The sequence below is a fragment of the Serratia sp. BNK-4 genome, assembly GCF_048685115.1.
Lineage (GTDB): Bacteria > Pseudomonadota > Gammaproteobacteria > Enterobacterales > Enterobacteriaceae > Serratia > Serratia bockelmannii.
This window is the reverse complement of sequence record NZ_JBLQTM010000001.1, coordinates 2,168,337-2,185,858: the sequence shown is the minus strand read 5'-3', so window position 1 is coordinate 2,185,858 and position 17,522 is coordinate 2,168,337. Positions and strand designations below refer to the sequence as shown.

Below are 17,522 nucleotides of genomic sequence, written 5' to 3'. Positions count from 1 at the left end.
CCTCCCTCACGCGCCCTTCTTCGCCTGTTTCCCCGCCGTCGTTTTTTTCATCTGGCACATCTGATGATAATTTTATTATAATGTTATTACACTCATCATGGACTGAACGCCGGCCCTTGCACCGGTTTCGCCGCAGACAGGATCACGCTCTCTCATGCCATTGACTGGTCACCCCCTGCAATTCAACGATATTCAGGCGATTTTGCCTCATCGTTATCCCTGCCTGTTGGTCGATCGCGTGCTTCCCGCCGGCACCTGCATTGCCGAAGGGAGGCTGAGCGCCATCAAGAACATCACCGCCAATGAGCCGACGTTCTGGAACGGCCACGCGCACTTCGCCGGTTTTCCCGGCGTGCTGTTGGTGGAAGCGCTGGCGCAAAGCACCGGACTGCTGGCGCATTACTATCTCGGGGCGCTAAACGAGGGGGAGCATTACTATTTTGCGGCCATTCAGCGTGCGCGGTTTTATCGCGCCGCCCGCCCCGGCGACCAGGTGCTGATGGAGGTGGCCTTTGTGCGCCGCCGCGGGGCGATCGCCCGCTTTACCGGCCGCGCCAGCATCGATGGCCAGCGCATTTGCACCGCCGATTTCATGTGCGCCCGTAAATAGGCCGCTTGCCGAAGGAGCCCTGCGAATACCATGTCTCTGGTTGACAGCTTACTCAAAACCCTTGATTTCTCTCCGCGCGGCCAGGTGATCGCTCGCGAAACCGACGCCTGGGGCGAAATCATCGTTTCCGACCACAAGGACTACCGCACGCTGCGGTTTGACGGCATCTGCGAACAGAGCAAGATGAGCCTCAGCAACCCCGCGCAGCCGATCCACAACTACATCAAAGCGATGCTGATGGCGGTGGCCTGGCAGCCGCCGGCCTCGGCGTTGATTTTGGGGTTGGGCGGCGGCAGCTTGCTGCGTGCGCTGCACGCGCTCGATCCGGCGATGCGCCTCGACGTCGTCGAGCTGCGCGCTGCGGTGATCGCCGTCGCACGCCGCTATTTTACGCTGCCGGCCACCGACACCATCAGCCTGCGCACCGCCGACGCCATGGACTTTGTGCGCCCGCCCGCCGAGACGCGTTACGATCTGATCTTCTCCGATCTCTATTCGGCGTTCGCCATGGATCCGCAGCAAGGCACCCAGACATTCCTGGAAAACTGCGCCGCGCGGCTGAACGACGGGGGCTGGCTGGTGCTGAATTACCACGATCTGCCCGACGAAAACAGCCTGCTGTACCACAGCCTGCACCGGATATTCGGCACCGTATTGTTTTGCGTCGCCCCCAGCGGCAACGTGATCATTTACGCCACGCCGGCCCAGGTGACATTGCCGCTGAGCGCGCTGCGCAACCTGGCCGCCGACAGCGGCGAGCTGTTCAACTGCGAACTCGGCTACCTGTCACGCAAAATAGAGCGGCTGCATTTCCGCTAAAGACGAGAGGCGACGCGGTCTGGCTGGCCGCTTCGCCCACGTGGTATTATCATTCAGTTATCATTCTCTGGAGGATCCTGATGGAAAAGAAAACGGCGCGGCTAACGGTGCTGATTGACCCGGACAAGAAGAAAGCTCTGGAAGAACTGTGCCTACAGCAGGACGTCACCCCTTCCCAGGTGGTACGCCAGCTGATCCGCGATTATCTGCACAAGCATCAGGTTGACTATCCCAGCCAGCCGACTCACGCCAATCCACGCGTCGAAAGCAATTGAGCGGCTGCCTGTTCCGCCTACTGTGAAGCGCGCGTTGCTCCTGCGCGCGTCCCTAATCCGAATCCTCCGTTACGGTCTGTCCATTCTGCAATATCGCTGCTACTGTTTGCGTTCATACTCTCTCTTCGGAAAGGAAGCGCCATGTTCAGCCATATTACCGTCGGCGTCAGCGATCTGGACGCCGCCGCCGCCTTCTACGACGCCATTCTGTTGCCGCTGGGATTACAGCGGCGGGAAGTGACGCCGGACGGCGGTCCCGCTGCCCGCTGCTGGGTGAAGCCGGGCCAAACGCTGCCGCGTTTCTATGCTTACCAACCCTTCGACAGGCAGCCAGCCAGCGCTGGCAACGGCAGCATGCTGGCCTTTCTCGCCGCCGATGAGCTGGAGGTTAAACGCGCCTACGCTGCTGGCCTGCTGGCGGGCGGCAGCAGTGAAGGCGAGCCCGGCGAACGCGCGCATTACGGCAAGGGCTATTACGGCGCTTACCTGCGCGACCCCGACGGCAACAAGGTCCATGTGGTGTACCGGGGAGATCTCGCCTGATGAAATGTTCGGTTTATATCGCCACCAGCGTAGACGGATTCATCGCCGGCGCGGACGGCGACATCGACTGGCTGCTGCGCCCCGAGTACGCGGTTTCGTTGCTAAACGGCCTGAGTTATGAGGCATTTATCGCCGACATCGACGCACTGGTAATGGGGCGCCATACCTATGAAAAAGTCCGCGCCTTTCCCGAATGGCCCTATGGTGACCTGCCGATGGTGGTGCTGTCGACGCAGCCGCCCTCGCCGCACGAGACAGGCCACGTTCGCTGGATGAATGGCGAACCGGCGGCCATCGTGGCGCAGTTGGCCGAGCAAGGCTACGGTCACCTGTATATCGACGGCGGCCAGACCGTACAGCGTTTCTTGCAGGCCGGATTGATCGACGAACTGACGATTACCCGCGTGCCGCTGCTGCTGGGTGGCGGCATTCCCTTGTTCGGTGCCGATGGCCCGGAGCAACGCCTGCGCCTGCTCGCCGTCACCCAGTCGGACAATGGTTTCGTGCAAGAACGCTACGCGGTTCAGCGCGCATCGTAACGCAGCATCCGTCGGCGGCCGCCGAAGGCGATGAGCAACGCAGCCAGCGCCAACAGCGCCGCCACGCCGTAAGTCACCCGCATGCCGTCAACCGCGGCCGCCGCCGCAGTACCCGCCACCTGCTGCGAAGCCAGATAAAACAGCGCCCCCATCGCCGAAGCGCCGGTGATCGCCCCGAGATTGCGCGCCAGGTTCACCATGCCGGCGATCAGTCCGCGCCGTTCAGGAAACAGATCCTTCATCAGCATGGTGTTGTTGGCCACCTGAAACAGCGCATAGCCGGCGGTCAGCAGCGCGATGGGGGCGATATAGCCGAGCACGCCCCAGCGGTTAAGCAACGACAGCAATGCCGCCCCGGCGGCCACCGCCGCCAGCCCAAACTGGGCGATGCGCTGCGAGCCAAAACGATCCACCAGATAACCGGCCGGTATGCCGGTCAGGATCGCCACCGCCGGCCCCGCCGACATCACCAGCCCGACCTGCGCAGCGCTTAACCCCAGCGCGCGTGACAGATAGAACGGCCCGACCACCAGCGTGGCGGTCATCACCGTCATCACCAGCGCGCTGGCCGCCAGCCCCGCCGTCAGGGCCGGATGGCGGAACAGCGTCGGCGCCAACAGCGGCGATACGGCGCGGCGTTCCACACCGATGAACAGCGCCCCCGCCAACAGCGCCCCCAGCATCAACGCCAGGTTGAGCGCGCCAAAATTGCCGCGCCCAAGGGTCATCGCCAGTGAATAGCAGAGCAATGCGCCGCCCAGCAGCAGCGTACCGGCGCGATCGAACGGTTCCGGGGGCGCTGCCGCGCGCGGCCCATTCGGCAAGTATCGCCAGGCGAGCCACAGCGCCAGCAGCCCCAGCGGCAGGTTGATCAGGAACATCGCCCGCCAGCCGAAACCGACGATCAGCGCGCCGCCCAACGACGGCCCCAGCGCGGTGCCCACGGCCGACATAGTGCCGAGCAGCCCCATCGCGCGGCCGATTTTTTCCGTGCCCAGCGCCTCGCCCGCCAGCGCCATGGCGATTGACATCATGACTGCGCCCCCCAGCCCCTGCGCCAGGCGCGCCGCCAGCAGCAGCCAAAGCTGCGGAGCCAACGCACAAGCCAACGAAGCGGCGGTAAACAGCGCGATGCCCGCCAGCAGCAGGCGGCGGCGATTGAGGCTGTCGCCCAAGCGGCCGATGCCGATGATGCAGGTGGTGACGGCCAGCAAATAACAGAGCAATACCCACTGCACCGCTTGGAACGAGGCATGGAACGCGGTGGCGAGCGCCGGCAGCCCGACATTGGCGATGCTGATGCCGAGCGATGACAGCAGCATGCTCAAAGACAGTGCGGCCAGTATGCCGCGGACGCCCTGCGGCGAAGGATGGGATAACATGATAAGCACTCCTGACATAGACTGAGGATTAGCCTATGTCAGGAGGTAGGATGGCGGAAGACGCACGGTGTGCACTGTATCCATGCGCCTGACGCCTTATCTGACGCGAGCCGTTACCAGGCGGCGATTTCCGCCTCGGTGAGCGGCAACGGCTGAGTCACACCGGTTTCCGCCGCCAGGGTGGCCGCCTCCAGCACCGCCATTACCGCCAGCGCCTGCGGTGCGGTAACCGGATTGCTGCCGGCGCCGCGCAGCGCGTCGCGCACCTGGACGTAATATTGACGCTGGTCGCCATCCGGCGTCGGCAGCGTACGCACCGGCTCCGTGCCGATAAACAGGCTCATCGCATCGTCGTCTTTGCCCCACTCCGCCGAGCCCGGCGTCACGCCAGCCAGCAGTTGGCTCTCCTGCCCGTCGGCGCGCGCTTTGACCACGCTGCCTTTCTCGCCGTGCACGGTAAAGCGTGAGACGCCGCCCGCCACCAGCATGCTGCCGTGCAGGATCACGCGGTGCGTCGGGTAGTTGAGCACCACGTGGGCCCAGTCGTTAATCTGCGCGTTGGGGCGCAGCGTAGCGATGTTGGCCTGCACGCTGTGCGGTAAACCGAACAGCTGCAGCGCCTGATCGACCATGTGTGGCCCCAGATCAAACCACAGCCCGCTGCCCGGCAGGTTCTGCTCGCGCCAGCGCACCCGCACTTCTGGGCGGTAACGATCGATGTGCGACTCAAAGTGCGTCACCTTGCCGATCAGCCCCTGTTCGATCACCTGCTTCACGCCCAGGAAATCGCTGTCCCAGCGGCGGTTCTGGAATACCGACAACAGGCGATCGTGTTTTTCCGCCGCCGCAATCAGCGTACGCGCCTGCGCCAAATCCAGCGTAAACGGCTTATCCACCACCACGTGCTTGCCCGCCTCCAGTGCGGCCAGCGCCAGCGGCGCATGGGTGTCGTTCGGCGATGCGATCACCACCAAATCCACCTCCGGCCGGCGGATGGCCTCCAGCGGATCGGCGATCACCTGCACGTGCGGCAGATCGGCATGCACCTTGGCGGCATCGCGCGAAGCCACCACGCTCAGTTCCAGCCCCGGCACCGCGTTAATCAGCGGCGCGTGAAACGCCTTGCCGACAAAGCCGTAGCCAATCAGCGCCACCTGCAACGGTCGAGCAGTATCGTTCATCAGTGTTCTCCTCTAGCGGTCGTCGGCGACGACACAAAGTTCAATCAATGATTGTTCGTCCAGGTTGTCCCACGGGCGATCGGTAAACAGACGTTGGATCTGCGCCAGATCCGCAACGTGATGCGGCTCGCAGCGGTCCAGTTTCATATGGTCGGCCACCAGCCAGCGCTCGCCGCTGTTGGCCAACATGGCGCGTTTGACCTCTGCATCGGCCTCTTCGCCGGCGCTCAGTCCCAGCTGGGGATGCACCGCACAGGCGCCCAGTAAGGCGATGTCCGCGCGGTAGCGCGCCAGCAACGCCAGCGTGGCGCTGCCGGCGAATAGCCGCTGACGCACATCCCACTGACCGCCAAGCAGGATCAGGTTGATCTCCGGCCTGTCGCTCAGGCACTGCGCGATATCCAGCGAAGCGGTGATCACCGTCGCCGGGCCGCGCAACGCCTGCGCCACCGCCAACAGCGTACTGCCCGCATCCAGCATCAGGGTGCTGCCGGGCGGGATCTGCGCAGCCACCGCGCGGCCGAGCCGCTGCTTGATCTGCGGCAACAGCGCCGCGCGCGCCTGACGTGGCATGCCGGACGGTTCGAGCGCGATCGCCCCGCCGTGATTTTTCTGCGCCAACCCTTGCCGCTCGAGATCGGCCAGATCGCGGCGCACGGTATCGACCGAAACGCCGATGGCGCCGGCCAATTCCGCCACCGCCGCCTGCCCGCGTTCGCTGAGCAAATCCAGTAAATGGCGCTGTCGTGCCGCTTTGTGCATGGGCTTATTCCGCCGTAAAAAGCATAAAACAGCAATATACAGCAGATAACAGCAATGGAGAAGCCGCAATTGTGCGCACCGGCGATCAAACATCTTTTCGCCTGTGGGACGATGATGATGAAGACATAACGCATAACAATCCGGAGAAACGCATGAACATCGATCTGACGTTTGAACACCTGAACGCACGCGCCGTGCAATACAATGCCCGCGCTTCGGTGGAGGATTTTGACGCCTGCATGGCGGAATACGCCGCGCTGGCCCAGCGCGCCAAGGCCCAGACGCCGGGCATTTACGATCTGCGCTACGGCATGAGCGCCGCCGAGCGCCTCGACCTGTTCCCGGCCAGCGCACAACCCGCCCCGCTGCTGATCTTTATTCATGGCGGCTATTGGCATTCACAGCGCAAAGAGGAAGCCTGTTCGATGGCCGCCGCGTTTGCTCGCCGCGGCGTGGCGGTCGCCACGCTGGAATACACGCTGGCGCCGGAAGCGACGCTCGCGGAGATCGTACATGAGGTGCGCAGCGCCGTCGCCTGGCTCTATCATCACGGGGCACCCTTCGGCATCGATCCGGCGCGCATTTTCGTCAGCGGCAGTTCGGCCGGCGGTCACCTGTGCGGCATGCTGATCGCCGACGGTTGGCAGCAACGCTATCGCCTGCCGCCCGACGCGATCAAAGGCGCGCTGGCGCTGAGCGGCCTCTACGATCTGCGCCCGCTGTGCGATATCTACATCAACGACTGGTTGCACCTGACGCCCGAGCAGGCGCAAACCCTCAGCCCGCTGTTTTTACTGCCGGCGAAAGACCATGCGCCGCAGATCCTGCTCGACGTCGGCCAGCGGGAAACGCAAGGTTTCAAAAACCAGACGCAGGCCTATTATGACGCTTGCCTGGCGCATGGCCTCGACGTCCAGCTGCTGGCCGACCGTCACTGCAATCACTTTACGCTGGTCAACGAGCTGGCGGATGCGGAAAGCGCGATGTTCCGGCAGGTGATGGCGATGATCGACGCAACGCAACGGTAGCCTGCCGCTGCAACCGCAGCCTGGCGGCGATCGTAATCACCGCCAGCGCGGCGAACAAGGCTCCGCACAGCAGGCTGCCCTGTAGCCCCCACGCGGTAATAAACCCGCCGCCCGCCAGCGAGCCCAGCGCCACGCCCAGATTGATAAAGGCGATATACAGCCCGGTGGCGAACGCCGGCGCTTGCGGGGCTTCGGCGGTCAGCCAAATCTGCGTGACAATCAAACCGCTGGTGTGCGCCGCTCCCCAATACAGGCAAAGCGCCGTCATCGAGCCAATATTCACGCTGCCATAGCGATACAGCAGCGCATAAGCCGCAATCAAGGCTATCGGATGCAGCAGCACCGTCACCGCACGATGGCGGCTCAGCCATCTGCCGGCCAACAGGTTGCCCACGACACCGCCCACACCGAACGCCACCAGAAGAAAGCCGATGACGCCGCCGCTGAGACCGATTTCGCGGCTGAGGTACTCGGCCGCGTAAGCATAGACGGCAAACATGGCGGCAAAGATCAGCACGCAGGTAGTGATATTCAGCCACAGCGTACCGCTGCGCAGTATCGCCAACTGTTTGCCATAGCTGAGGCGCTGTACGGCCGCATCAGGCAAACGCCACAGCAATCCCAGCGCCGCCAGAAGGTTCACCCAGGCACAGAACCTGAACGACGCTTCATAGCTGAACTGTCCGGCGATCCATTGCGTCAGCGGTATCCCCAGCACCATGCCCATGCTGGTGCCGATGAACGCATAAGCGGTTGCTTTGGTAGCTTGATGCGGCGGATAAAGCGCCGCGGCCGCCACCATGGCCAGTGAAAAATAGATCGGATGAAACAACGCCGGCACAATGCGCAGCAGCATGAGCATGGAGAAGCTGTCCACCTGTGCGGACAGCGCGCTGGCCGCCGCAAACACGGTCAACGCGATCAACAACATGCGTTTGCGATTGAATTGCGACGCCAACAGCACCAACAGCGGCCCGAGCAGCGCAATGGTCAGGGCGAAGATCCCGACCAGCCAGCCTGCCTGCGCCGTGGAGATGCCATACCGTGCAATGATCAGCGGCAAAATGCCCACCACGCCGAACTCGATGCAGTAAACGCCGAACAGCCCCAGCGCGAGGAAGAAAATCGGTGGCATCAGACCCATCACCTCACTCCCGTCGCGGCATAAACCGCCTGACAAATCTCGCCGACAAAGGCGCCGGACATCCCCTCCAGCGCCGTGTTGGTAAACGCCACCACGCTGAGCTGTCGGGCAGGATCGACGAACCACGAGTGGCCATAGGTGCCCCCCATCCGCCAGCTGCCTACGGACTCCGGCGTTTGTGCGGCGACGGGATCTTTCAGCACGGTGATGCCCAGGCCAAACCCGCGCCCTGGCCAAAACGGCATCGTTAAATCGCCGATTTGGTTGGTGGTCAGCGCCGTCACCCACTCGGTTGGCAGTACCGGCTTTCCTCCCTGGCGCAACGCTTCCAGCAAGCGCAGGAAATCCTCGGCCGATCCGACCATGCCGGCGCCGCCTGAAGCGTAAGCCTGCGGATCCAAGGCTCGCGCCGGCGACAGAAGAAAACCGGCGCTGCCATCGATGAACGGTAAACGATCCGGTTGGCGCAGGCGGCGTGGCCCACCGGGATGGTCGGCGTAAGCGGCCGCCAGGCGCGCGGCGTCCACCGCCAGGAAGTCGGTATCCGTCATCGCCAGCGGCCCGGTCACCCATTTTTTTACTGCCTGCGCCAGCGGCAGGCCGCTCGCCTGTTCAATAACCGCGCCCAACACATCGGTGGCGATAGAATAGCGCCACGCCGCGCCGGGCGGAGCCAGCAAAGGGGCGCAGGCAATACGCCGCACGTTTTCCTGCAGGCTGACGGACGCGTCATCCATACCGTCGGAGACCGCCGACTGAGCGTAGAATCCCCCTTCCGGCTGGAAAAATCGGTAGCTTAATCCGGCGGTGTGGGTCATCAAATGCCATAACGTCATCAACGGTTGGGTGCCATCCGCCAGTCGCGGACGAAAATTCGGTAGCCAACGCGTGATCGGATCGTCTAACCGCACGGCGCCTTGCGCCATCAACGCCAGCGCCGCCGTGGACACGATCGGTTTGGACACCGAGGCCAGACGAAACAGCGTATTGAGCGCCATCGGCCGGCCGGCTTCGCGATCCGCCATGCCCGCCGCGCGTCGATAAACGATTTCACCGCCCTGCGCCACCAAAACGACCACACCAACCAATCGTTTTTCGCGTAAGGCTTTCTCTATCGCGCCGTCAATCGCGTTGGCGGTGGATCCGTATTCATTCATCTTTATTACCCCAGGTAGTCAGCCCATGCTGTCGCCACCGAGCATAGGGCGTGGCGATTAACGAAAAAACAGGCTAGATTTCCTTTCATAGCGGACACTCACGTCCGTAATGGGGCAAGCAATGGATAATCTGTCTGGGGTGAGCGTCTTTGTGCAGATCGCGGAGACGCTGAGTTTCGTTGAGGCCGGGCGCGTGCTCGGCATTTCCGCTTCCGCGGTGGGGAAAAGCATCGCCCGCCTGGAAAACCGGCTGGGCACGCGCCTGTTTCACCGCAGCACGCGCAGCATGACCCTGACCGCCGAAGGCCGGCTGTTTCTGCACCGCTGCCAACGCATTCTGGAGGAATTGGCGGCGGCGGAACGGGAAATCAGCGATACGCACAGCGCGCCGCGCGGCAAGCTGCGTGTCAGTTTGCCGCTGGTGGGCGGCCTGCTGAATCCGGTGCTGGCGGAATTTGTTCGGCGTTACCCGGAGATTGAGCTGGAAACCGATTTTTCCGACCGTCGAGTCGCGGTGATTGAAGAAGGGTTCGATGCGGTGATCCGCGTGGGCGATACCGAGGACTCTCGCTTAATGAGCCGCCAACTGGGCACGTTTCACCTACAGCTAGTGGCGGCGCCGGACTATCTGCGCCGGGCGGGAATACCCCGCCAGCCGGCAGAACTGCGCGATCACGCCTGCCTGTTATACAGATTCCCCACCACCGGCAAAGTCGAGACCTGGCCGGTGGCGGGCGGAGATAAACTGCTCGACGAAGGCCTGGGCAAGCGCACGGTATGCAACACCGTCGATACGCTGATTTACCTGGCGGAACAGGGCCTGGGCATCGCCTGCCTGCCCGATTTCGCGGTGCGACAGGCGCTGGAGCAGCAGCGGCTCCAACACGTGCTTGGCGACCAATGCCGACACAGTGGCAGTCTCAAAATCCTCTGGCCTTCAAGCAAACATCTTACACCGCGTCTCAGGGCATTTATCGACATCATGAGCGTTCGCCTTTTCTCAGCCTAAGTCCTCTACCGTGTTAGAACAAATTCAGCTTTGTTTTGCACAAAAATAGCTAAAGCGCAGCCTGCCGCGCCTGCCAGCAGCCCTGACGGCGGCGCAGTGCCGTCGTGATATTCCATTCAGCGATATAGAAGCGCCGTTCGTTCTTTCGGGACAAAGAAAACCGCCACACAATACCTTTCACCCCGCACTCGTGCATAACCATCTATAAATTCAGGTGTTAACGCCTTGTCATTATCGATAACCGCCCAATTCGCTCATCTGATATTGAACAGCCAGCCGGATCAAACCGCCCTGTCAGCCGCTCGCCGCGGCGTGAAAGATTACTTCGCCTGCGCATTGCCGATTGCCCGCGGGGCGTTGAGCGATGCCGGTCTGGCAGCGATCGGCACGACGTTTCCGCCGACCAGCAGTGAGAACCGTGCACTGCGCTATGGCTATGTCAGCCACTCGTTGGACTTCGATGATTACCATCCTGCGCTGCGTGGCCATCCTAGCACCGTAGTGCTCTCCGCCCTGCTGGCGCTGAACGGTGAGAGTGACAATGTCACTGAGCTGTTAACCGCCTATATCATCGGTGTAGAGGCCGCTGGCCGGCTGGGATTGGCCGCTGGCACGCAACATTACGTGCTGGGTTTTCACAGCACCGCCACCCTGGGCGCGGTCGCCGCCTGCGCCGCCGTGGCGCGTTATCTGCAGCTTGACCAGCGGCAAACGCAAATTGCTCTCGGCCTGGCGGCCACCCAGGCGGCGGGCCTGCGCAGCCAGTTCGGTTCGGCGGCCAAACCGCTGCACGCAGGGCTGGCGGCACGCAACGCGGTCAATGCCGCCCTGCTGGCTCAGGCCGGTTTCATCGGCCAACCGGAGGGCGTGCTGGACAGCCTGCTGACTTCCCACGGCGACGGCCGGCAAAAACCGGAATGCCTGACCGCCGACTGGGGCACGCCCTGGCGCATCCTGCAACCAGGGCTGGAGTTCAAGCGGTACCCGACCTGCGGTGGCACTCACAGCGCGGCCGAGGCGGCGCTCGCCTTGCGCGCGCGGCTGCTGGAACAAGGCGACGCCCTTGCGGAGATCGCACTGGTTGAGGTCAGTTTTCCGCCCGGCGCAGATACCGCACCCTATATTCGCCAGCCGGCCACCGGTGTGGAAGCGCGCTTTAGCCTCGAATACGTCATAGCCGATGCGCTATACCACGGCGAGATCCCGCTGACGCATTACGGCGAACAGCCGGTCGATGCGGCTATCGCCGCCCTGGCGGCAAAAGTTGAGCGCCATGTCGATCCCGCAGCCCCGCCGGACGCGCTCGATCCGGAGATGCGCTTCCATCGCCTGACCCTGACGCTGCAGGACGGAAGGCAAATAAGTGACATGGTCACAAGAAAGCAAACCGCCGCCCGGCCGACAGACCTCGACGCCAAGCTGCACGCCATTCTGCAGCTGCTTCCGGGCCTCGAAGGCGAAAGCGTTATCCGCGACTGCGCCCTCATGTCCCCTGGCGCGCTGCCGCGACTGATTGCATTGTTAAATTAATAATAAAACAGGAATAATTATGAGTACTTCACCTTCAACACCATCGCGCCAACTCCGTCTCGGCCTGTTCGTTCAGGCGCTGGGACACCACATCGGAGGATGGCGCGCACAAGGCGCCAGCGGTTCACCGACCGATATCGACTGGTTCACCTGGATCGCAAAAAAAGCCGAAGAAGGCACCTTCGATATGTTCTTCGTCGGTGACGCGTTGGCAACCAGCGTGCACCGCCTGCCCTCGACGATGTCACGCCTGGAGCCGCTGACGCTGCTGGCGGCGCTGGCGGTTAACACCCGCCATATCGGGCTGGCGGCGACCGCCTCCACCACTTTCGATCAACCTTTCCACCTGGCACGCGCCATGGCCTCCATCGACCATATCAGCCACGGCCGCGCCGCCTGGAACGTGGTGACCTCTTTCTCCAGCGATGCGGCGCGCAATTTCAGTCGTGAAGACCTGCCGTCGCACGCCGAACGCTATGAAGTGGCGCGGGAATTCCTCGAGGCCAGCTACAAACTGTGGGACGGCTGGGAAAAAGACGCCATCGTGCGCGATAAGCAAAATGGCGTATACGCCATCGACGAGAAAATCCACGCCGCCAACCATAAGGGCAAGCATTTCTCGGTGCAGGGCCCGCTGAATATTTCCCGCTCGCCGCAGGGGCGGCCAGTGATCATTGAGGCCGGCTCTTCCCCGGCCGGCCAACAGTTGGCGGCGGAAACCGCCGAAGTGGTGTTCACCGCCGCCGCCAGCCTGGAAGAAGGACAGGCTTTCTACCGCAGCCAGAAAAAATACGTGGCCGACGCCGGCCGCAACCCGGACCACCTGCTGATCCTGCCAGGTGTGATGCCGATTGTCGGCCGTACCAAAGAAGAAGCGCAGGAAACCTGGTATCAGCTGAATCAACTGGTGGATATCGATAACGGCATTGAGCAGCTGTCGGCGCGCTTTGGCTTCGATTTGAGCGATTACCCGCTGGACGGCCCGGTGCCGAACGTGGGCGCCACCGAAGGCGGCCAAAGCCGCGTGAAACTGCTGACCGATCTGGCCGCGCGGGAAAACCTGACGCTGCGCGAGCTGGCGGCCGTCGCGGCCGGTTCGCGTGGCCACCGCGTGGTGGTAGGCACCGCCGCAGAGATCGCCGACGACTTCCAGCTGTGGCTGGAACAGCAAGGCGCAGACGGCTTCAACATCATGCCGGCGGTGTTGCCCAACCAACTGGAACTGTTCGTCGAGCTGGTGATCCCGGAGCTGCGCCGCCGTGGCCTGTTCCGTGAAGAGTATCAGCATGCAACCCTGCGTGAAAACCTGGGCCTGCCGGAACCGGCAATCAACTTCGCTAACGTAAAATCGGCTTAATCCGCAGGGAAATCATGATGAAAAACACATTCAAACGCACCGTACTGTCCCTGCTGTTGGCTTCCTCCACGCTGGCGCCGTTGGCCGCCGGTCATGCCGCTGAAGGCGATGTTCCCTTCAAGGCGGCGGTGAAAGCTGCCGCCGATCCGGCGCTGCACGACAGCCTGCCTGACGCTATCAAAAAGGCCGGCTATATCGTTGCCGGCACCAACCCGAACACCCCGCCGACCACCTTTTACCAGGCGGACAACAAAACGCTGGCCGGGCGTGAAATCGACGTGATGAGCGCAATTGCCGATCGCCTGGGCGTGGCGATCCACTGGAAGGACACCGGCGGTTTCGACAACATCATCCCCGGCCTGAAGTCCGGCCGTTATGACGTCGCGCTGGCCAACATTGACGCCAACAAAAAGCGCTTCCAGCAGGTGGACTTCGTCGGCTATTACAACGCTTCCAAACTGGCCTTGATCGCCCGCAAAGACGCTGCGCTTGGCCCTTACACCGAGCTGGCCCAGCTGTGCGGCCAGACCGTCGGCGCCGGCGCAGGTACCTCGCAAATCACCCGCCTGCAGCAGGCCAGCGATCAATGCGTCGCCGCCGGCAAGCCGGCCATCACCATGCCGATCTTCCCGGACCGTCCGGCCGGGGTGCAGGCGGTGATCAGCGGCCGCGTGCCGATGTTTTTCGGCCCGTATGAAGGGCTGCGCTACCAGGCCACCCACGTCAAACCGCTGACGCTGGCCGGTGATATCAACATCGACGGTACCACGGTGGCCATCGCACTGCCGAAAGGCTCCGAACTGGTGAAACCGGTGCAGGCGGCGCTAAATTCGCTGATCGCCGACGGCAGCTACCAGAAAATCCTCGACGGCTGGGATATCGGTTTTGGTGCCGTGAAAACCGCCGGCATCAATGAAGAGATCGCAAAATGAGTGGGCAATACCCTGTCGACGACGCGGAACTGAGCATCGTTGGCCACCGGCATTACGGGCGCTGGCTCAGCGCCCTGGTTGTGCTGCTGATCGTCGGCGTTATCGTCAATTCCATGCTGCACAACCCGCGCTTTGAATGGTCGGTGGTGGCGGAAAATCTTACCGAGGCGTCCATCCTCAACGGCGTGCTCATGACGCTGAAGCTGACGGTGATTTCGGTGGTGTTTGGCTTCGCCGGCGGCGTGCTGCTGGCGCTGATGCGCCTGTCGGCCAATCCGGTATTGGTGGCGGTAAGCTGGTTCTACACCTGGTTCTTCCGTGCAGTGCCGATGCTGGTGCAGCTGTTCCTGTGGTACAACATCGCCGCGCTTTATCCTCGCATCAGCTTGTGGATCCCGTTTCTGGGCGAAGTCGCCAGCGCACCGACCAATACCCTTATCAGCACCTTCAGCGCCGCGGTGATTGCGCTGGTGATGCATCAGTCGGCCTATGCGGCGGAGATCGTGCGCGCAGGCATCCAAAGCGTCGGCAGCGGCCAGTTGGAAGCCGCCAAAGCACTGGGCTACCGTCGTGGGCAAATCCTGTGGCGCGTGGTATTGCCGCAGGCGATGCGCACCATCCTGCCGCCGGCGGGCAATGAGGTGATCGGGCAGTTGAAAACCACCGCGGTGGTGTCGGTGATTGCCCTGCAGGACGTGCTGTATTCGGCGCAGATCATTTACCAACGCACCTACGAGGTCATCCCGCTGCTGCTGGTCGCCACCCTGTGGTATCTGGCCATGACTTCGATTCTGTCGATTGGTCAATACTACGTGGAGCGCTATTTTGGCCGCGGCACGCAGGCAACGCGCAGCGGCCGGTTCTTCCTCAACCGCAAAGCCCCTCAGGGAGGTGAACAATGAGCGCATCTATCCACATCAACCGGGTGCGGAAATCCTTTTCCGGCACCGACGTGTTGAAAAACATCAGCCTGACCATTCCGGCAGGTTCGGTAACGGTGATCCTCGGCCCTTCCGGCTCCGGCAAATCCACCCTGTTGCGCTGCATCAACCACCTGGAAAAGCTGGACGGCGGCACCATTCGTGTTGGCGAACAGCTGATCGGCTATCGCCAAAAAGGCCGGCATCTGTACGAGCTGAAAGAAGCCGAGGTGGCCGAACAGCGTAAAAGCATTGGCATGGTATTTCAGCAGTTCAACTTGTTTGCACACCGCACCGTGTTGCAAAACGTCAGCGACGCGCCGCTGCGGGTGAAAAAGGAAAAAAAAGCCGAGGTGCAGGAACGGGCGAAACAGCTGCTGACCCGCGTCGGGCTGGAACATCGCATCAACGCCTGGCCGCGTGAACTGTCCGGCGGCCAGCAGCAGCGCGTCGCCATCGCCCGCGCGCTGGCAATGAACCCACAGGTGTTGCTGTTTGATGAACCGACCTCCGCCCTCGATCCTGAATTGGTTGGCGAAGTGCTGCAGGTGATGAAAGACTTGGCGCATTCGGGCATGACCATGGTGGTGGTCACGCACGAAATCGGCTTCGCACGCGAAGTGGCCGACCAGATTGTCTTTATGGATCAGGGAAAGGTGGTTGAAACGGGCAGCGTGCAGCAGGTTCTGGATGCGCCGGGACATGAGAGGACGCGCAACTTCCTGGCGACGGTATTGTAACCCTCCGTCAGGGGGCGTTGCGTCCCCTGACGTTCAAATTCAGCCGTTATTTTTTCTGCCGATAGCGGAAAAGACGTTGAACACTTCACCCAGGCCGTAAATCGCGCCGAGCAAGACGGCCACCATTACCGGCACCAGGACCACCACGGTGGCCAAGCTTTCAATCATTTCTAACATCGTTCTCTCCTGGTTTATAAGCACAGCGAATCTACGCCGGAAGAAAAGGTTTCCGGCCAATCGATCGATTATCGTGGGGAGGCAGTCTAAAACGTGAGCTACATCACACTTGATGCGAGCTAATGTAACTTACACAATTACATTAACGCAATGCAAAAAATGCTCTGCGCGTAGCGGGAATTTGCGTGGTTTTTTATTGCGTATCCGCTTGATATTGCGGTGAACAAGGGACAAAAGGATAGCCTGCGCACCGTTCGACCTGCCCGGCCATTTCGGCGATGCTGGTTTGCGCCAGGCTGGCTTCCAGCGCGTGACCGACGCGTGCAAATTCTTGCTCCAGCACCGGGGTAATGGCGTGGCCGATATAGCACGCATCGTTAGGCCGGGTACGGTGCAGCATGAAATACGGTTGATCCTCTACCGCGCGATACACGTCCAGCAGCGAGATCGTTTCCGCCGGCCGCGCCAGCAGCGCCCCACCGCCTTGTCCCATCTGTGAATAGGTCAGCCCGGCCTCCGCCAGCGCGCCGAGGATGCGCCGTACTACCGTCGGATTCGTGTTGACGCTGTGCGCGATGTCTTCGGAACGCACCGTCTGGCCACGACACAGCGTGATATTGGTCAGAATATGGATGGCAACGGCAAATCGCGTAGAGGTAGACACCTTGGCACCTGCTCAGAGTTTCGTTTATGTCGGATTAAAACATAAGGAAAGCGTATCAATTTACGGTAATACACATAATGAGTAGGGATAATGAGAATGTCAACCTGCCCCGCCCGATGGCGGCGGCGGCTCACGCTTCTGTGCGGATCTCCGTCACTTTATCGGGATAAAATGCCAGATGATCCTTGATCGCTACCACGGCGTTGTAGGGCATTTCATAACTCCAGGCCACATTGGCCTCCTGCTCGCCGTTAAGCACAAGGGAGAAATAACTGCAGTCGCCCTTATAAGGGCAGTAGCTGACGTGCTCGTTTTTCTGCAACAGCGCCCGATTCACATCCTCACGCGGAAAGTAAAACACCGGCGGATAGGTGGCTTCCTGCAGGATGAGCACGTTGCGGCTGTCGGCCAGGGTCTGACCGGCTGCACGCACGACAACCCGCGCCGGATGGCGGGTCAAGGTGATTGGGTGGTCCGGGCCGGGGATTTTCACCGGTTTGCCGGATGCGGAAACGAGATCGGACATGGCGGCCTCCAGAGTGTGCGCCCCGCACCCCGCGAGGCGTCTTTCCAGTATAGACCCACGATTTTACCGTCGGCCGCACATTCGGCGAGCAATCGCTTTTCACCGCCGCAAAATTAAGAATTTTTACCTGTTCGATTTTCTTACGGAGGAATACATTCATCCCAACTTCTACCGGCAGGTTAATCGGATTATTTTTAATCCATTAATCAGTCAATTTACCAGGAACT

At 61.7% G+C, this 17,522-nt stretch carries 20 protein-coding genes; 12 read left to right on the top strand and 8 right to left on the bottom strand.

Annotation, left to right across the window (positions count from 1 at the left end):
* Window positions 1-154 precede the first annotated feature (154 nt).
* The 5 genes from fabZ (at window position 155) to ACMGGW_RS10640 (ending at window position 2,786) form a co-directional block, all read left to right on the top strand.
* A complete protein-coding gene (gene fabZ / locus ACMGGW_RS10660) occupies window positions 155-610 on the top strand; it encodes a 3-hydroxyacyl-ACP dehydratase FabZ (RefSeq protein ID WP_025302804.1) in 456 nt (151 codons plus the stop codon).
* Window positions 611-640: 30 nt separating this feature from the next.
* Complete coding sequence (locus ACMGGW_RS10655; RefSeq protein WP_197831982.1) at window positions 641-1,429, top strand: fused MFS/spermidine synthase; 789 nt, start codon at window positions 641-643, stop codon at window positions 1,427-1,429.
* Window positions 1,430-1,509: 80 nt separating this feature from the next.
* Window positions 1,510-1,704: a ribbon-helix-helix protein, CopG family gene (locus tag ACMGGW_RS10650; RefSeq protein WP_004928567.1), complete on the top strand. Its 195-nt coding sequence runs from the start codon at window positions 1,510-1,512 to the stop codon at window positions 1,702-1,704.
* A gap of 141 nt (window positions 1,705-1,845) precedes the next feature.
* Window positions 1,846-2,247 carry a VOC family protein gene (locus ACMGGW_RS10645; protein WP_025302802.1) on the top strand — a complete coding sequence of 134 codons (402 nt, stop codon included), beginning with the start codon at window positions 1,846-1,848 and terminating at the stop codon, window positions 2,245-2,247.
* Window positions 2,247-2,786, top strand: a complete 540-nt coding sequence (locus ACMGGW_RS10640) for a dihydrofolate reductase family protein (RefSeq protein WP_197831981.1) — start codon at window positions 2,247-2,249, stop codon at window positions 2,784-2,786. The genes ACMGGW_RS10645 and ACMGGW_RS10640 overlap by 1 nt, the downstream gene beginning before the upstream one ends.
* Here the strand turns inward: ACMGGW_RS10640 and ACMGGW_RS10635 are convergent.
* The 3 genes from ACMGGW_RS10635 to ACMGGW_RS10625 form a co-directional block, all read right to left on the bottom strand.
* Window positions 2,771-4,168, bottom strand: a complete 1,398-nt coding sequence (locus ACMGGW_RS10635) for an MFS transporter (protein ID WP_049204010.1) — start codon at window positions 4,166-4,168, stop codon at window positions 2,771-2,773. The genes ACMGGW_RS10640 and ACMGGW_RS10635 overlap by 16 nt on opposite strands.
* Window positions 4,169-4,281: 113 nt before the next feature.
* On the bottom strand, window positions 4,282-5,349 hold the full coding sequence (locus tag ACMGGW_RS10630; protein ID WP_025302799.1) for an oxidoreductase: 1,068 nt from the start codon (window positions 5,347-5,349) through the stop codon (window positions 4,282-4,284).
* 12 nt (window positions 5,350-5,361) lie between these two features.
* Window positions 5,362-6,111, bottom strand: a complete 750-nt coding sequence (locus tag ACMGGW_RS10625) for a DeoR/GlpR family DNA-binding transcription regulator (RefSeq protein WP_025302798.1) — start codon at window positions 6,109-6,111, stop codon at window positions 5,362-5,364.
* Between the two features lie 152 nt (window positions 6,112-6,263).
* Here ACMGGW_RS10625 and ACMGGW_RS10620 point away from each other — a divergent pair, with 152 nt between their 5' ends.
* Window positions 6,264-7,139 (top strand): alpha/beta hydrolase, encoded by an 876-nt coding sequence (locus tag ACMGGW_RS10620; RefSeq protein WP_049204058.1) that lies wholly within the window; start codon window positions 6,264-6,266, stop codon window positions 7,137-7,139.
* Here the strand turns inward: ACMGGW_RS10620 and ACMGGW_RS10615 are convergent.
* Window positions 7,066-8,283 carry an MFS transporter gene (locus tag ACMGGW_RS10615; protein WP_127145888.1) on the bottom strand — a complete coding sequence of 406 codons (1,218 nt, stop codon included), beginning with the start codon at window positions 8,281-8,283 and terminating at the stop codon, window positions 7,066-7,068. The genes ACMGGW_RS10620 and ACMGGW_RS10615 overlap by 74 nt on opposite strands.
* Entirely contained in the window at window positions 8,283-9,440 is a 1,158-nt protein-coding gene (locus ACMGGW_RS10610) for a serine hydrolase domain-containing protein (protein WP_197791009.1), read from the bottom strand. The genes ACMGGW_RS10615 and ACMGGW_RS10610 overlap by 1 nt, the downstream gene beginning before the upstream one ends.
* Window positions 9,441-9,561: 121 nt before the next feature.
* Between ACMGGW_RS10610 and ACMGGW_RS10605 the strand changes: the two genes are divergently transcribed.
* The 6 genes from ACMGGW_RS10605 to ACMGGW_RS10580 all read left to right on the top strand — a co-directional run bounded on the left by ACMGGW_RS10605 (window position 9,562) and on the right by ACMGGW_RS10580 (window position 15,928).
* Complete coding sequence (locus ACMGGW_RS10605; protein ID WP_197831980.1) at window positions 9,562-10,449, top strand: LysR substrate-binding domain-containing protein; 888 nt, start codon at window positions 9,562-9,564, stop codon at window positions 10,447-10,449.
* Between the two features lie 225 nt (window positions 10,450-10,674).
* Entirely contained in the window at window positions 10,675-11,979 is a 1,305-nt protein-coding gene (locus ACMGGW_RS10600; RefSeq protein ID WP_167324302.1) for an MmgE/PrpD family protein, read from the top strand.
* 19 nt (window positions 11,980-11,998) lie between these two features.
* Window positions 11,999-13,336 (top strand): LLM class flavin-dependent oxidoreductase, encoded by a 1,338-nt coding sequence (locus ACMGGW_RS10595; RefSeq protein WP_049204006.1) that lies wholly within the window; start codon window positions 11,999-12,001, stop codon window positions 13,334-13,336.
* Window positions 13,337-13,353: 17 nt separating this feature from the next.
* Window positions 13,354-14,268: an ABC transporter substrate-binding protein gene (locus tag ACMGGW_RS10590; RefSeq protein ID WP_049204005.1), complete on the top strand. Its 915-nt coding sequence runs from the start codon at window positions 13,354-13,356 to the stop codon at window positions 14,266-14,268.
* Window positions 14,265-15,170: an amino acid ABC transporter permease gene (locus tag ACMGGW_RS10585; RefSeq protein WP_025302790.1), complete on the top strand. Its 906-nt coding sequence runs from the start codon at window positions 14,265-14,267 to the stop codon at window positions 15,168-15,170. The genes ACMGGW_RS10590 and ACMGGW_RS10585 overlap by 4 nt, the downstream gene beginning before the upstream one ends.
* Window positions 15,167-15,928 carry an amino acid ABC transporter ATP-binding protein gene (locus ACMGGW_RS10580; RefSeq protein ID WP_025302789.1) on the top strand — a complete coding sequence of 254 codons (762 nt, stop codon included), beginning with the start codon at window positions 15,167-15,169 and terminating at the stop codon, window positions 15,926-15,928. The genes ACMGGW_RS10585 and ACMGGW_RS10580 overlap by 4 nt, the downstream gene beginning before the upstream one ends.
* Window positions 15,929-15,967: 39 nt before the next feature.
* Here ACMGGW_RS10580 and ACMGGW_RS10575 read toward each other — a convergent pair whose 3' ends face one another.
* From ACMGGW_RS10575 to ACMGGW_RS10565, 3 genes are all read right to left on the bottom strand, one after another.
* The gene (locus ACMGGW_RS10575) at window positions 15,968-16,105 is read right to left on the bottom strand and encodes an AcrZ family multidrug efflux pump-associated protein (protein WP_016927779.1); all 138 of its coding nucleotides are present in this window, start codon (window positions 16,103-16,105) and stop codon (window positions 15,968-15,970) included.
* A 193-nt stretch (window positions 16,106-16,298) separates the two neighbouring features.
* Window positions 16,299-16,769: an Rrf2 family transcriptional regulator gene (locus ACMGGW_RS10570; protein ID WP_043142753.1), complete on the bottom strand. Its 471-nt coding sequence runs from the start codon at window positions 16,767-16,769 to the stop codon at window positions 16,299-16,301.
* Between the two features lie 130 nt (window positions 16,770-16,899).
* Window positions 16,900-17,295, bottom strand: coding sequence for a DUF427 domain-containing protein (locus ACMGGW_RS10565; RefSeq protein WP_025302787.1), 396 nt, complete (start codon window positions 17,293-17,295; stop codon window positions 16,900-16,902).
* Between the last annotated feature and the right edge of the window lie 227 nt (window positions 17,296-17,522).

What these genes read in the sequence shown, in the direction of transcription:
- ACMGGW_RS10635 (WP_049204010.1), bottom strand. Translation starts at nt 4,168, where the DNA reads ATGTTATCCCATCCTTCGCCGCAGGGCGTCCGCGGCATACTGGCCGCA.
- ACMGGW_RS10610 (WP_197791009.1), bottom strand. Translation starts at nt 9,440, where the DNA reads ATGAATGAATACGGATCCACCGCCAACGCGATTGACGGCGCGATAGAG.
- ACMGGW_RS10595 (WP_049204006.1), top strand. Translation starts at nt 11,999, where the DNA reads ATGAGTACTTCACCTTCAACACCATCGCGCCAACTCCGTCTCGGCCTG.
- ACMGGW_RS10645 (WP_025302802.1), top strand. Translation starts at nt 1,846, where the DNA reads ATGTTCAGCCATATTACCGTCGGCGTCAGCGATCTGGACGCCGCCGCC.
- ACMGGW_RS10565 (WP_025302787.1), bottom strand. Translation starts at nt 17,295, where the DNA reads ATGTCCGATCTCGTTTCCGCATCCGGCAAACCGGTGAAAATCCCCGGC.
- ACMGGW_RS10655 (WP_197831982.1), top strand. Translation starts at nt 641, where the DNA reads ATGTCTCTGGTTGACAGCTTACTCAAAACCCTTGATTTCTCTCCGCGC.
- fabZ (WP_025302804.1), top strand. Translation starts at nt 155, where the DNA reads ATGCCATTGACTGGTCACCCCCTGCAATTCAACGATATTCAGGCGATT.
- ACMGGW_RS10630 (WP_025302799.1), bottom strand. Translation starts at nt 5,349, where the DNA reads ATGAACGATACTGCTCGACCGTTGCAGGTGGCGCTGATTGGCTACGGC.
- ACMGGW_RS10625 (WP_025302798.1), bottom strand. Translation starts at nt 6,111, where the DNA reads ATGCACAAAGCGGCACGACAGCGCCATTTACTGGATTTGCTCAGCGAA.
- ACMGGW_RS10585 (WP_025302790.1), top strand. Translation starts at nt 14,265, where the DNA reads ATGAGTGGGCAATACCCTGTCGACGACGCGGAACTGAGCATCGTTGGC.
- ACMGGW_RS10620 (WP_049204058.1), top strand. Translation starts at nt 6,264, where the DNA reads ATGAACATCGATCTGACGTTTGAACACCTGAACGCACGCGCCGTGCAA.
- ACMGGW_RS10590 (WP_049204005.1), top strand. Translation starts at nt 13,354, where the DNA reads ATGAAAAACACATTCAAACGCACCGTACTGTCCCTGCTGTTGGCTTCC.
- ACMGGW_RS10575 (WP_016927779.1), bottom strand. Translation starts at nt 16,105, where the DNA reads ATGTTAGAAATGATTGAAAGCTTGGCCACCGTGGTGGTCCTGGTGCCG.
- ACMGGW_RS10650 (WP_004928567.1), top strand. Translation starts at nt 1,510, where the DNA reads ATGGAAAAGAAAACGGCGCGGCTAACGGTGCTGATTGACCCGGACAAG.
- ACMGGW_RS10605 (WP_197831980.1), top strand. Translation starts at nt 9,562, where the DNA reads ATGGATAATCTGTCTGGGGTGAGCGTCTTTGTGCAGATCGCGGAGACG.
- ACMGGW_RS10580 (WP_025302789.1), top strand. Translation starts at nt 15,167, where the DNA reads ATGAGCGCATCTATCCACATCAACCGGGTGCGGAAATCCTTTTCCGGC.
- ACMGGW_RS10640 (WP_197831981.1), top strand. Translation starts at nt 2,247, where the DNA reads ATGAAATGTTCGGTTTATATCGCCACCAGCGTAGACGGATTCATCGCC.
- ACMGGW_RS10615 (WP_127145888.1), bottom strand. Translation starts at nt 8,283, where the DNA reads ATGGGTCTGATGCCACCGATTTTCTTCCTCGCGCTGGGGCTGTTCGGC.